The organism is Butyricimonas hominis, assembly GCF_014287455.1.
Classification (GTDB): domain Bacteria; phylum Bacteroidota; class Bacteroidia; order Bacteroidales; family Marinifilaceae; genus Butyricimonas; species Butyricimonas muris.
The window spans coordinates 784,312-798,470 of the sequence record NZ_JACOOH010000001.1 but is presented as its reverse complement, the minus strand read 5'-3'; the positions used below and the strand labels follow the sequence as shown (position 1 = coordinate 798,470).

10 protein-coding genes and 1 tRNA gene are annotated in these 14,159 nt (G+C 43.3%); all 11 read left to right on the top strand.

The features are described 5' to 3' along the window. Positions 1-305 precede the first annotated feature (305 nt). The 11 genes from polA (at position 306) to H8S64_RS03090 (ending at position 14,137) form a co-directional block, all read left to right on the top strand. Complete coding sequence (gene polA, locus H8S64_RS03140; RefSeq protein WP_436231457.1) at positions 306-3,008, top strand: DNA polymerase I; 2,703 nt, start codon at positions 306-308, stop codon at positions 3,006-3,008. Between the two features lie 13 nt (positions 3,009-3,021). Continuing rightward, the gene (locus H8S64_RS03135) at positions 3,022-3,795 is read left to right on the top strand and encodes a DUF4271 domain-containing protein (RefSeq protein WP_186974899.1); all 774 of its coding nucleotides are present in this window, start codon (positions 3,022-3,024) and stop codon (positions 3,793-3,795) included. Positions 3,796-3,831: 36 nt separating this feature from the next. Continuing rightward, positions 3,832-4,596 carry a uroporphyrinogen-III synthase gene (locus tag H8S64_RS03130; RefSeq protein WP_186974898.1) on the top strand — a complete coding sequence of 255 codons (765 nt, stop codon included), beginning with the start codon at positions 3,832-3,834 and terminating at the stop codon, positions 4,594-4,596. A 152-nt stretch (positions 4,597-4,748) separates the two neighbouring features. Continuing rightward, a complete protein-coding gene (gene rnpA / locus H8S64_RS03125; RefSeq protein WP_186974897.1) occupies positions 4,749-5,174 on the top strand; it encodes a ribonuclease P protein component in 426 nt (141 codons plus the stop codon). Further along, complete coding sequence (yidD, locus tag H8S64_RS03120) at positions 5,146-5,355, top strand: membrane protein insertion efficiency factor YidD (protein ID WP_369861146.1); 210 nt, start codon at positions 5,146-5,148, stop codon at positions 5,353-5,355. Before rnpA ends, yidD begins: the two co-directional genes overlap by 29 nt. Positions 5,356-5,415: 60 nt before the next feature. Then, positions 5,416-7,065: a S41 family peptidase gene (locus H8S64_RS03115; protein ID WP_186974896.1), complete on the top strand. Its 1,650-nt coding sequence runs from the start codon at positions 5,416-5,418 to the stop codon at positions 7,063-7,065. Positions 7,066-7,134: 69 nt separating this feature from the next. Continuing rightward, positions 7,135-7,205, top strand: a tRNA-Gln gene (locus H8S64_RS03110). A 76-nt stretch (positions 7,206-7,281) separates the two neighbouring features. Beyond that, a complete protein-coding gene (locus H8S64_RS03105) occupies positions 7,282-7,824 on the top strand; it encodes a sigma-70 family RNA polymerase sigma factor (protein WP_186974895.1) in 543 nt (180 codons plus the stop codon). Positions 7,825-7,907: 83 nt separating this feature from the next. Further along, positions 7,908-9,098, top strand: a complete 1,191-nt coding sequence (locus H8S64_RS03100) for a FecR family protein (RefSeq protein WP_186974894.1) — start codon at positions 7,908-7,910, stop codon at positions 9,096-9,098. Positions 9,099-9,187: 89 nt separating this feature from the next. Then, positions 9,188-12,643: a SusC/RagA family TonB-linked outer membrane protein gene (locus tag H8S64_RS03095; protein ID WP_186974893.1), complete on the top strand. Its 3,456-nt coding sequence runs from the start codon at positions 9,188-9,190 to the stop codon at positions 12,641-12,643. Between the two features lie 12 nt (positions 12,644-12,655). Further along, positions 12,656-14,137, top strand: coding sequence for a RagB/SusD family nutrient uptake outer membrane protein (locus H8S64_RS03090; RefSeq protein WP_186974892.1), 1,482 nt, complete (start codon positions 12,656-12,658; stop codon positions 14,135-14,137). The last annotated feature ends 22 nt before the right edge of the window (positions 14,138-14,159 follow it).

The following is a 14,159-nucleotide window of genomic DNA, read 5'->3' as shown; positions in this document are numbered from 1 at the left end:
ATATAAAAGTACATGGTATATTCATTATTTGTTATAGTAAAATAACTGAATATACCGAAACCTCATCTCGAGAAAGGGAGGATAACAGCAAAAAATATTTTGACACGATTGTCATGGATTTTGGATGAAAGACTCCACGACAGTCGGAACTATCATGGAGTGTGCGTTTGTAGGGAGGGCTGTAGACTTTGATATTACGCGTTTCGCGTTACGCGAAACGCGTAATTTTGATGTCTTTTTTTCAAAGTAGCTATCCGTGTAAAAGAAAAAGGCTAACTTTGTAAGAAATAATTTGAAAAGGAAAGATGATGACTAACGAGGAGAAAAAATTATACTTGCTGGATGCTTTTGCACTGATTTACCGTTCGTATTACGCGTTTATAAACAATCCCCGGATTACTACCACGGGAATAAATACATCGGCTACTTTCGGTTTTTTTAATTTTTTGCTGGAAATTCTGGAGTTGGAGAAGCCGACACATCTGGCTGTTGTTTTTGATCCGGAGGGACCGACATTCCGTCACGAGATGTTCCCGCAGTATAAGGCACAGCGTCCGCCCATGCCGGAGGACCTGAAAAAGTCTATTCCTTATATCAAAAAAATTATCGAGGGGTTGGGGATAGCTTGTGTCACCGTGGACGGATTCGAGGCGGATGACGTGGTGGGAACTTTGGCAAAACGAGGGGAAAAGGAGGGTTTTCAAGTGTATATGATCACGCCGGATAAGGATTATGCGCAGTTGGTGAGCGAGAAAGTTTTCATGTATAAACCGGGAAGATCGGGGAATAAATCGGAAGTGTGGGGTATCCCGGAGGTGCTTGACCATTTCGGGATAGAGCGGGTGGAACAGGTGATAGATATCCTTGGTTTGATGGGAGATACTGCCGATAACGTGCCGGGATGTGCCGGTATAGGACCGAAGAGCGCGGCGACCTTGATTTATAAATACGGGAGTATCGAGGGGGTGTACCGGCATATCGAGGAATTGAAAGGAAAACAGAAAGAGAGTCTGTTGTGTTGTCAAAATACCGTGTTTCTGTCGAAAGAACTGGTGACGATCAACACGGAAGTGCCGACAGACGTGAATGTTGCAGATTTATTCTTGGGCGAGATAAAAGACGATGTTTTAAAACCGATTTTCAATGAATTGGAATTATTCTCTCTGGCGAAGCGAGTTTTCGCGATAGAGCATGAGGAGAAATTAGTCGATACGATACATCCCGAGGAGGTGGAATACCGGGAATTGACGACGAAAGAGGAACGGGAAGAGTTATTGCAGACATTGAAAGAAGCCCCGGAATTTGTGTTGAACGCGATCTTCGGGGACGGGACAATTTATAATTCTTACCCGGATTACCTGTGTTTTTCCACGGCATCGAATAGTGCCTGTTATTTCCGGCTTCCGTCCGGGAAAGCGGAGGCGGAATGGGTGATACGGTCGCTCTCCCCGGTTTTTGAAGATGAAGGGAAGATTTTGATTTCCAATGACGTGAAAGACGATATTATTTGGTTGAGAAGGGTAGGGATCGAGGTGAAGAACCGGATTTTCGATATCAAGATAGCGCATTACGTGTTGCAGCCGGACAGTTCGCACGAGTTGGAGCGGGTGGCTTTGGAGTTATTGAATTATCGTTTGATTAAAGGTGATAATACCGAGAACCCGCAATTGTCTTTATTCCCGGAAGAAGGAAGCAAAAAAGACAAGGATTACGCGGAGAGAACGGATATTCTTTTCCGCTTGAAGAGTAAGTTGGAGGAGGCTTTGAAGGATGTCGGGCTCTACAAATTGTTTGAAGAGTTGGAGATGCCGCTTGTCGGGGTGTTGGCGGATATGGAGTACGAGGGTGTGTCTATCGACAAAGGTGCATTAAAAGAATTGTCGGAAGAATTGAAAGAGAAAATCGCGGAGTCTGAAAAGATTATATACGAGATAGCGGGGGAGGAATTTAATATCAGTTCACCCAAACAACTCGGGGAGGTATTGTTTGACCGGATGAATATAGACCCCGGGAATAAAAAGACAAAAACGGGGCAGTACAGTACTTCCGAGCAAGTGCTCTCGAAATTGGAAGAGGCTCATCCTATCGTGGGGCATATTTTGAATTACAGGGGATTGAAAAAGTTACTGACGACTTATGCCGAGGCTCTGCCTACATACATAGACCCGGGAACCGGAAAAATCCACACGCATTTTAATCAGGCAGAGGCTGCCACGGGACGATTGAGCAGCTTGAACCCGAATTTGCAGAATATCCCGATCCGGACGGAAGAGGGACGGAATATCCGGAAAGCGTTCATCACGGGTGATCCCGATTATGGCTTTTTCTCTGCCGATTATTCGCAGGTTGAATTAAGGTTAATGGCTCACTTGAGCGGGGCTCCCGGGTTGATTGATGCTTTCCTGAACGGGGAGGATATTCACGCGGAAACGGCGTCTAAAATATATCATGTACCCTTGAACGAGGTGACTCCCGAGATGAGACGGAGGGCTAAAACGGCGAACTTCGGGATTATTTACGGTATCTCGGCATGGGGATTGGCAGAACGGTTGAAAATCTCCCGAAAAGAGGGAAAAGAATTGATTGACGGGTATTTTAATTTGTACCCGGGGGTGAAACGTTACATGGAGGAATCCGTGGAAAAAGCCCGCAAGCAAGGGTACGTGGAAACGATCATGGGGCGTCGCCGTTACTTGAGGGATATTAATTCCAGAAATGCCGTGGTACGCGGAGTAGCGGAGAGGAATGCCGTGAATGCCCCGATACAGGGGTCCGCGGCTGATATTATCAAGAAAGCTATGATTTGTATTCATCAGAAAATCAAAGAGCGGGGGTTGCGTTCCAAGATGATATTGCAGGTACATGACGAGTTGAATTTTAAATGCCACCACGAGGAGATCGAGGAGTTGAAGCAATTGGTTATAGATTGCATGGAGCACGTGGTGAGTCTGGCGGTTCCCTTGACCGTGGGCACCGGGTACGGGAAAAGTTGGTACGAGGCACACTAAATGATGGTTGAATATGTTAGAACAAGTCGCGGATAGTGTGGTGCGGGATTCGAGCGTGTTTCCGGCTTTTTTATTGGAAGAATCGGTTTCCCGGATGCCGGCACCACCGATGGATACCTTGACGAATTACATCGGGTTGGTGGATGCAACCCCGCTGGAAGGATGGGATTTTCATCTTACCACTGGGATTTTAACATACATGGTAGTTTTTCTTGTTCTTGTCGCTTTACTTCGTTTACAGGGACGAGGATTTTTGTTGGCGGTATATTTCTATTTCTTCAGCAGGAAAAGGGATGTGGCGTTGATATCAGAGGGTACCCGTCAGAATTATTCCTTTGTACTTTTATCTATTTGCCTGTCTTTCTCGTCTTTGGCAATGTTGATTGCTTTTATGACGAGTGAGCCTTTCGTTTTTTCGAATGCGTTGTTTTATTTTCTGATCATATTCGGGTATTATATCGTGTTGCTGGGAACGGTGCGTCTTCTGGGCTGGACGTTTAACAGTCGGCATTGTGCTTCGGATATTATACTGAATTTGCGAGTTAGCGGTATCGTGTTGGGATTGTCTGTTTCACCTTTGGTCTTGGCTTTGTTTTTCGTGAAATCTTCTGCTGTAACAACCCTGTTTCACGTGATATTCGCCTTGTTTGTCATCCTCTTGATTTTTAGATTTATAAGATTGATTAAAATATTATATGGTTACAAAGTTTCAATTTTGTATATGATTTTGTACCTTTGTGGGCTCGAAATTGTGCCGATGCTTGTGTTATACAAGCTGTTGGTGTAATCGAGAAAGTTTGGTTAAATTTAAAAACAGAAAGTCTTGAAAATTAAGAAGATATTAGTTTCGCAGCCCAAGCCGACAACTGACAAGTCTCCGTATTTTGATCTGGCTGAAGAACTCGGTTTGAAATTAGAATTCAAGTCATTTATAAAGGTTGAAGGCGTAACAGCAAAGGAATTCCGACAAGAAAGAATTAATATATTGGATTTTACCGGAATCGTTTTCACGAGTCGTACTGCTATTGACCACTTCTTCAGAATTTGTACGGAAATGCGGGTAACTGTTCCCGATACAATGAAATATTTCTGTATTTCAGAGGCGATAGCGTTTTATTTGCAGAAGTATATCGTGTACCGTAAACGGAAGATTTTCTACGGGGATAAGAAAGTGGAGGATATGACGAAAATCTTGTTAAAGCATAAAACCGAGAATTTCCTTGTTCCGGTTTCTGATGTTCACAAGGAGAATATTCCCGCTTTAATGGACGAGTTAAAGCTGAAATACACGAAAGTCGTGTTTTACAGGACGGTAGCTAATGAAGTGGCAAATGATATCCCGGACTTGAAGGAGTTTGATATTATCGCTTTCTACACGCCTGCCGGAATCAAGTCTTTATTCCAGAATTATCCTGATTTTGAACAGGGTCAAACGATTATCGCGGCCTTTGGAGAGGCGACAGCCGAGGCTGCCACTGAATCCGGGTTAAGGCTGGATATAAAAGCCCCGACGGAGAAAGCTCCCTCGATGACGATGGCTTTGGAACAGTTTATTAAGGCTTACAACAAAGAAAATAAATCAAAATAGGAGGGTGTGTCAAACATACCCTCTCGTCTATAAGGTCCATAACGTCCGTAAGGTCATAAGGTCAAATCACGTCTATTATTTCATAATCATATCCACCGACTTTATAAACTTTATGAACCTTATAAACCGGGGTGTTTTACACCCCTTATCACATGGAAGAAACGATCAAATACACGTTTAGCAAAGAGGAACGCTTGTGTCACAAGGCAGGTTTCGAGGCATTGTTAGCCTCGGGACAAAGTTTCGTGAGTTATCCTTTGCGCGTTGTATACCGTTTCTACGCGAGGGATGAGAAAGATGCCCCGGCACGCGTGGCAATCAGTGTTTCGAAGAAACGTTTCAAACGGGCGGTAAAACGTAATCGGGTAAAACGTTTGGTGCGTGAGGGGTATAGATTGAACAAACAAACATTGTATTCCGCTATCCCGGAAGGTAAAACAATCGACATCTTGTTTATATATTTGCAGGATGATATCTTTGAATTTCATAAAATAGAAAAAGCAATCACCGGTGCTATTAAAAAAATTCTGGTCTATATTGAAAAAGATAATGGTAGGAATATTGCTGATTCCGATTAAGTTCTATCAGCTTTGTATCTCACCATGGACGCCCCCGAGCTGTCGTTATACCCCGACTTGTTCGCAATATGCAGTGGAGGCGTTACGCAAGCACGGACCAATAAAAGGATTGTATCTGGCAATAAAACGGATATGTTCCTGTCACCCTTGGGGTGGTTCCGGTTACGATCCGGTGCCTTAAAATTTGCTATTTTGTCGGATATATACTAATTTCGCTAGATTTTGATATTAAAATAAGGTTATGAGAAAAAATACACGCGTTATTATTATCATCTCGGGAGTGTTGTTATTGGCTTTCGGGATGTTGGGATTGAAGGAGGATAACAAAAGATTCCAGATTAGCAAGGGATTGGATATTTTTGCCACGCTTTTCAGGGATGTGAATCTTTTTTACGTGGATGATGTTCAGCCGGAGAAAATGGTGAAGGACGGTATTGACGCTATGTTGAAGAAATTAGACCCTTATACCGAGTTTTACCCGGAGTCCAGAATAGATGAATTTAAGATGATGACTACCGGAGAATATGCCGGAATCGGTTCTATTATCGGGATAAAAGGAGATTACGTGGTTATCCGTGAACCTTATCGGAATTCACCTTCCCATAAGGCAGGCTTGCTACCGGGTGATTTGATTTTATCCATCGACGGGGAAAACATGAAAGGAAAAACCGTTGAATACGTGAGTTCCCGCTTGAAAGGGCAACCGGGTAAAGAGGTCGTTTTGAAAGTTCAGCGGGTGGGTGAAGACAAACCCATGGAAAAGAGGGTGTTGCGCGAAATCGTGCAAATGCCGAGTGTGCCTTACTACGGGATGTTGAATGATCAGACCGGGTATATCTATTTCACCAGTTTCACGGATAAGGCTGCCGATGATGTACGGAAAGCGATCATGGAGTTGAAAAATAAAGGGGCACAGTCTTTGGTACTTGATCTCCGGGGTAACGGGGGCGGATTGCTTGATCAAGCGGTAGAGATCGCCAATTTCTTTTTGCCGAGAGGTTCTCTGATCGTGAGCACCAAGGGCAAGATGAAGCAGTGGGATAAAGAATATACCACGAGCAAGAACCCGTTATTGCCCGACATGAAGCTTGCCGTGTTGATAGACCGGGCTTCAGCTTCGGCTGCCGAGATATTATCCGGCTCTTTGCAGGATTATGACCGGGCTGTCGTTCTGGGAGAGCGTTCTTTCGGGAAAGGCTTGGTTCAGACCACTCGTGACCTCGTGTACAACACGAAATTGAAAGTCACCACGGCAAAATATTACATCCCTAGCGGACGTTGTATTCAAGCGGTGGATTACGCGCATCGTAACCCGGACGGAAGCGTGGGCGTGATTCCCGATTCTTTGATAAAACCGTTTAAGACAAAAGCCGGACGCACCGTGTATGACGGTGGGGGTATCACGCCGGATATCAAGATCGAGCCGGAGAAATACGCCCGGGTTTCACAGGAATTGGTGATGCAGGATATGGTGTTTGATTTCGTGAACGAATACGCGGCAAAACATCCTACATTGCCTGCTCCCTCGGAATTTGAATTGACCGATGAATTGTTCAACGAGTTCAAGGAATACTTGAAAACGAAGAAATTCGAGTATGAAACAGCCACTCAAGCCATGTTGGATAAACTGGTAAAGACCGCACGGGATGAGAAATATTACGATCAGATATCCGGTCAGATTGAAGCGTTGAGAAATGACCTCGGGCATTCTATAGATCGGGATCTGGATTCGTTTAAGAATGAGATTTCCGATATATTGGCCGATCAACTTATGGAGCGTTATTATATGCAGGAAGGAGTGCTGGAATATCATATCCGTAAAGACAAACATATCGCCAAGGCGTTGGAAGTGTTGGCTAATGACGACGAGTATCAAAAAATATTGAAGTGAAATGAAAAAATAGATAGTAGTTTTTTGAAATCCCAAAAAACTACTATCTTTGCACCGCAATAAAACAATTGCCCTATTGTGTAATGGTAGCACTACAGATTCTGGTTCTGTCTGTCTGGGTTCGAATCCTAGTGGGGCAACAAAATGGAACAAAGCCTTGTGACGATAAAGTCATGAGGCTTTTTTATTTGAAGTATTGTTACTATTTTTGCCTTCATGAAGGAGGCGTCATTATATTCACGTAAAACGTTTAAGGAAAAGGAACTTTTCGAAGAATATTTTTCTTTATATCTGCAATTTGCTTTAAAATATATTGCGGACGAAGATGTATGTAAAGATATTGTTCAGGAGGCATTTATTAATTACTGGAAGCAGGAGAACAGTTTTAACGATGAGGTTGCCTTAAAAGCTTATTTGTACAAGAGTATTCATCATGGTTGTTTAAATCAGTTGCGGCACAAAAGTATTCGGGAGAAATATTTTGAATCTTTGCCGGAAGATTGGGAGTCCGAGGATTATTTCATGGAAAATGTGCTAAAGGAGGAAGTTGCGAGTATTGTCCTTAAAGAGATAAATAATCTTTCGGAAACAAGTCGGGATATTCTGTTACGGTCATTAGAAGGTTATTCTAACGAAGAGATAGCCAATGAATTGAGTGTGTCTATCAACACGGTAAAAACCCATAAAGCAAGAAGCTACATAATACTTCGCCGAAATTTAGGACATTTGCGAGCTCTGTTGTTTTTCTTGTTTATCTGATATTTTTTCAAAAAAAATAATTGTTACTGTCATTCTTATTTTCTTGAGAAGTGTTTTATATATGAAAACACAAGATAATAGGAATGAAATCGAAGGTACAAACATGGATTCGGCTGGCTCGAAAAATCGGAAAGCAGGTTTTGGCTTCTTCAGAAGAGCGTACGGATGAGGGGGTGGAAGAATGGATGAATCAATCTTCAAGGAATGAAAGAATCTTTAAAGAATTGAAAGAGCCCGGGTTTTACTTGGAGAAGATGGCTAAGAAAAAAGAAATAGAGCAACGTTACACGTGGGACGAATTTGTGAAATGGAGGGGGCAACGAGAACGTCGGCAGAAGTTGTTTATCGTGCGTTACGTGGCTGCCGCGGTTATTCTATTTTCTTTAGGGACGTTTGTATGGGGACTGAATAGCCGGTTCGAAAAGCAACAAGTGACCTTAACATCGGGTATAAAACCGGGAGGTCCCCGGGCATCATTGATATTGAATAACGGGCAAGAGGTCTTGCTGGACAAACAAATGTGCATGGTAGAGGCTGATAGTTCCGTCGTGCTGAATAATAAGGAAGGGGAGTTATCTTACCGGAATATACGGGAAAATCAACGAGAAACGGGTTTTAACACGCTAAAGGTGCCGTGTGGCGGGGAGTACCAGTTGATTCTGGCCGACGGGACAATGGTACGGGTAAACTCCGGGTCGGAGTTAATTTTCCCGACACGATTCAACGGGGAAAAACGAGAGATTTTTTTGAAGGGAGAGGCTTATTTTCAAGTGGCATATGACTCGAAGAAACCTTTTTACGTCCGGGTACATGATTACGCGGTTAGAGTGACGGGAACGGCTTTTAACGTGACGTCGTACTCGGATGAATCACGCGTGATGACGACTCTGGTTGAAGGGAGTATTTCTGTTATCGGTAATGATTCCGCGTGGAATTATGATTTAACCCCGGGACATATATTGTCATTTGACAGGGAAACGTCACGGGTGACAACAGAAACGTGTGACCCGAGGATTTATACCTCGTGGGTGGACGGGGAGTTTAAGTTCCGTGATATGAGGCTGGAGGATATCATGAAGAAATTGAACCGTTGGTATAATTTTCAAGTAGAATTTGAAGACGAAGCGTTGAGAGACTTTCGTTTTAGCGGGGCCGCGGAAAAATATAATCCGCTTGAGTATTTTTTAAAGATGATAGAATCTATTACTAAAGTAAAATTTGATATTAAAGGAGAGAAGATAGTGATTAAAAATAACAAGAACAGGGAAGACTAAACTTCCCTGTTCCGGAAAATAATTTCATAACAGCAGTAATGTTTGCCGCATCTTCTGTTATGAGCATTATTAATAATAATAACAAATGTATGGAGAAAAAACGGAAAATTAAAATCCGGGGACAACTACATGGTGTGTTCCTGTTGATTTTGCTTTCTATCTCGGTTTTTCACGCGAATGAGGCTTATGCTCAAGAAAAGCGTTACACGCTGGAGATGGAAAATGCGACGTTGGGGCAGATTTTCGAGAAGATTTGCCAGCAACAGAATGTTGAGTTTGTGTACAAGACGGATGTCGTCGACGTGAGTGAACGAATGTCCGTGTCCCTGCAAAATCGTACGCTAAAAGAGATGCTGGATGTCATTCTGGCAAAGAAGTACTCGTACACGATTCAAGGACGGTACGTGTTGATTCGCAAGGTGGACGAGAAGGGGAATCAGGAAACGGTCGTCTATGTCGAGTTGAAGGGGGTGGTGAAAGACGAGAACGGGGAACCTTTGCCGGGAGTATCGATTGTTCTGAAGGGTACGACTATCGGGGTTACGACAGATGTAAACGGTACATTTAAATTATTGGCTCCTAAAAATGTGACTCCTGTACTGAAGTTTTCCTTTATAGGAATGCAGGCTGTCGAGTGTGAATGGTCGAAGGAGAAGAAAGAACTCGTGATGCACGAGGATGCCACTGCGTTGGAGGAGGTGACGGTTACAACGGGATACCAGACGATAGAGAGGAAAAGAATGACGGGAGCCGTGGATGTTATCACCGCGAGAGAAATCGAAAATAAGGGGTATGCATCCGTGGGAGATGTGCTTCGGGGTGCGATGGCAGGGGTTTCTACACGGAATATTTCCGGTAAACCCGGAGTTCTGCCCGAAATACGTATCCGGGGATTAAATTCTTTATACGGCTCGATGCAGCCGATGTGGATCGTGGACGGAACCCCGTTCTACGGGAGTCTGAATGATATAGAGCCGGAAGATATCGAGAGCATAACCGTGTTGAAGGATGCGGCGGCAACGGCGATTTATGGCTCTCAAGCTGCCAACGGGGTGATTGTGATCAAACGGAAAAGAGGACAGGAAGGGAGTGGTTCTATCCGAATTACATCTAATTTTTCAATGGATGAAGCCCCCAAGAATAAATTGGATCTCATGAATTCGGAGGAGAAAATAGCTTTTGAACGTAGTGTATACGAGGATTTTCCTAATTTCACTTCCGGGGGACGGGTGATCACGTTATTGAGGAACGCGGATATCGGTAAGATTTCCCGGGAGGAAGCGGAGGCTGAAATCGAGCGGTTAAGTAAAATCAACACGAATTGGTACGATGAGATTTTTCGGACCGCTTTTTCACAAAATCATGCTGTTGCTCTTTCCGGAGGTTCGGAAAAGAGTCAATACTACGCTTCTTTGAGTTACCGTAGAACAGAAGGGGTTGTACCCTCGAATGTTTACTCGAATTGGAGTGGGGTTTTGCGATTGAGCTATCAATTCAACCCGTTTCTTGGTGTAAATTTCGATATGTCTTCTGCCGTACGGAATGACAAGGATTCCGAAATGTCCGTGTCCCCCTTGCGTTATGCTACTTACGCTAATCCTTATGAACGACCTTATGATGACGAGGGAAATTTAGAATACGATCGTTCCTATACTTCCGAGTTGAGTTCGTTGAAAGACGGTTACAAGTATGATTTCAATATTCTGGATGAGATGAAACGAAATACATCTACCCAAAAATCAACGGATAATAATATTTCATTGGAATTGAATTTTCAGATTATGAAAAATCTGAAATTTACGACAAGGGGAAGTGTGTTTAATAATTCTCACGAAACTCGTACTATTTGGGAGCCGGGTTCTTATTCCTCTAAAGTAAATAATTGGATTGCACGTGTTTATACGGAATTGCCCGATGAATTGAATAATGGCGGGTTGGCAGAAAGTAATTCCCGGTCGCAAGGTTGGACGTGGCGCAATAACATTGAATTTAAAGATGGTTTCGGGGAAAAACATTTTGTGAGTCTTTACTTCGGTCATGAAGTTTCCGAGTACAAGTCCAATAGTAATTACGTGAAGTATCCGGAATACGATCCGGAGAAAGGATTGATAGGGGTACCGGAATTGGACGGAGTGCTTAGTGTTAATTCAATGGTTATGAATTTATTGGATGGGGTGTCGGAATCAAAGAGTCGTAGCGTTTCATTTTTTGTTTCGGGTTCGTATAGCTATTTGGATAAATATGTCGTTTCGGGAAGTGCCCGTATGGACGGTGCGAATATTATCGGTACCGCTAATCGTTTTTCCCCGTTATGGAACGCTAGCTTCAAGTATAATATGCATTCGGAGGAATTCATGAAAAAACGGTCATGGATAAATGAACTGGCCTTTCGATTTTCTTACGGGTATACCGGAAGTATAGATAAGAATGCTTTACCTTTTGGTGTGATGACTTTTAGTTCTACGGCCAAATATTTCGGGTATGATATTCCGACCTATATTCAACCGAAGAATCCGTCTGTGAAGTGGCAGAAAAAGGAAGACCGGAGTCTTGGGATGGATATTGCGTTACTGAGTAACCGGATTCGGGCGACGATTAATTATTATAATAACGTGACTCGCAATTTGTTGGATACGAAGGAACTTCCTATTTCGGTAGGGGTGAGTAGCATAAAGTATAATAGTTCGTCGGTGAGAAATTACGGTTGGGAGTTTTCCATGAATTCACAGATTATTCGGGTAAAGGAACTCATGTGGTCGGTTGGTTTCAATATGGGAATAAACAAAAGTAAGGTCATCGACACTTATTACAAGGATATCTCGGAGGTGCCGAAGGGATTTGATAGAACTACTCCTATTGAGGGAAGCTCCACGAGTGCTTGGTTCGGTTATCGTTTTGCCGGAGTGGATCCTCGGACCGGTCATACTTTGGCCTACGTGGACAATAGCAAGCGGGAGGAACCTATCGGTTTCCAACGGGAGGATGGTAAATGGGTTTTGGATATGGATGATTTGTATAATACGGATAAAGAGAATATCAAGGAAGAGTTGGGGGATAGCTATCCGTCTATAGCGGGAGGATTCCAGACCAATTTATCGTGGAAGAGGTTCACGTTGAGTTCGACATTCTCGTTTATGGCAGGGCATAAGATTACTGCTGCTTATTACGCGACATCCGTGGGTGGTTCGGTTTCTGCCGCTAAACAAAATGTATTGAAAAAAGAAGCATCCCGTTGGCGTAAGCCGGGGGATATAACTGATGTCCCGGGGTATTCTTCTGAAGGAACATTCTCTTCACTTTACAGCGAGTGGTATGATTTGAAACTGGAACGCGGGGATTTCTTGAAATGCACGAGTATTTCATTGGGATATCAAGTGCCGTCTAAAATATGCCATAAGGTTTTATTGACCTCGTTGCGGGTGAATTTGAATATTCGGGATGTGTTCACGATCTCCAGTTACACGGGACTAGACCCGGAGAATTTCGGCGGGTTTAGTTATCCGAACTCAAGGAAGTATATGATTTCTCTGAATATTGGGATTTAATGATTGTATGTTATGAAAAAAGGACTGATTGTAATATGGATACTGCTATTGATAAGTAGTGTCAGTTGTAAGGATTTTTTAAATCTGGTACCGAAGAACAAGAGGATTGTGGCAAACGTGGAGGATGTGAAAACAGAAATGTTGACTTACCTTGCCGCGATAACTTATTCGGCAGGGCTAATTCAGCCGTCTTACGGGGGATCTGTATTTCGTTTCCCTTTGTACAACGATATGGCTACCCGGTTGTGTTTGTACGAGGACGATATTGATATGTCTTATTATTCCGATCATACGGATATTGACGAGAAGAGCATGGGTGTGTATACCGAGTGTATTGACTGGAAAGGGATCTCTATAGCTAATGTTTTGTGGGAAAAGTGTTACGGCGCTATCGGTTTTATGAATGTGATTATCGACGATTTGGAAAAAGCGGGTGGATACACGGAAGCCGAGTATGAAACTATCGTGGGAGAGGCGAAGACCATTCGCGCTTATTATATCTTTAAGCTAATTCAATTTTTCGCTCCTTATCAGAATGACCGGTTGGGAATACCTTTGAATCTGGATTCGGAAAATGTGACTCCCGGTGATCGTTTGTCCCAGAAAGAAGTGTATAAGATTATCATCCGGGAGTTGGAAGAAGTGTTAGGCTACCGGACGGCGAGGGAGGATTGGAATATGTTCTATCATCCCGGAATCATGAAAGCTATTTTGGCACAAGTATACATGTTTAAGGCGGGTTCGGCTGCCGCGGAGAAGAATGATTGGGCGAACGCTGAAAAATATTCAGGAGAATTGATAGAAGGATACGAGCCGGAGAGTCTGTCGGAACAGCTTGCGGGGATGTTTTCCGGGAGTGTGCGGGAATATCAGGTAGGTGCTTCTAATTATCAATTAAGAATGACTTACCGGAGACAATTTGATTTCGGGAATATTTTTACAGGTATTTGGGCGGAGGGTAAGGCTCAACGGGTTGCAAACGAATTGCTTACCATGTATGATGATGATGATATTCGTTTGGCTGCATGGTTTAAGACAAGTGATGAAGAAGGAAGAACAATACATTATATCAATAAACCGGGTTACACGAGTTCAATAAATGAAGTGACCGTTCTTTTCCGTACTGCTGAAATGTATTTGATTAATGCCGAGGCGAAATGTAGACAGGATAGGGTACCGGAAGCAAAGGTTATGCTCGAGAAGTTCAAGAAAGCCCGGATACCCGGTTGGAGCGAATACACGGGAGCGAACGTGTTGGATGAAATTTTGAACGAGAGACGGAGAGAATTTTGTTACGAGGCGGGAACACGCTGGCTGGACATGAAGCGTTTGGGCGTAGAAACCAGTAGAGTCGGCGCGAGCAAGGAAGGACAGGGTGTCGAGACTTATACGCTAAAGAAAGATGATTACCGGTACGCGTTGCCTATCCCGACAGATATAGAACTGAACTTAAACAAAATGGAACAAAATCCCGGTTGGGGAAACTTGAAATAACTATCGTGAATAAAATAAGTAT

Bases quoted from the DNA above. Each gene is read 5' to 3' on its own strand.
- rnpA (WP_186974897.1), top strand. From the start codon at position 4,749: ATGGAAGAAACGATCAAATACACGTTTAGCAAAGAGGAACGCTTGTGT.
- H8S64_RS03115 (WP_186974896.1), top strand. From the start codon at position 5,416: ATGAGAAAAAATACACGCGTTATTATTATCATCTCGGGAGTGTTGTTA.
- polA (WP_436231457.1), top strand. From the start codon at position 306: ATGATGACTAACGAGGAGAAAAAATTATACTTGCTGGATGCTTTTGCA.
- H8S64_RS03100 (WP_186974894.1), top strand. From the start codon at position 7,908: ATGAAATCGAAGGTACAAACATGGATTCGGCTGGCTCGAAAAATCGGA.
- H8S64_RS03105 (WP_186974895.1), top strand. From the start codon at position 7,282: ATGAAGGAGGCGTCATTATATTCACGTAAAACGTTTAAGGAAAAGGAA.
- yidD (WP_369861146.1), top strand. From the start codon at position 5,146: ATGGTAGGAATATTGCTGATTCCGATTAAGTTCTATCAGCTTTGTATC.
- H8S64_RS03090 (WP_186974892.1), top strand. From the start codon at position 12,656: ATGAAAAAAGGACTGATTGTAATATGGATACTGCTATTGATAAGTAGT.
- H8S64_RS03135 (WP_186974899.1), top strand. From the start codon at position 3,022: ATGTTAGAACAAGTCGCGGATAGTGTGGTGCGGGATTCGAGCGTGTTT.
- H8S64_RS03095 (WP_186974893.1), top strand. From the start codon at position 9,188: ATGGAGAAAAAACGGAAAATTAAAATCCGGGGACAACTACATGGTGTG.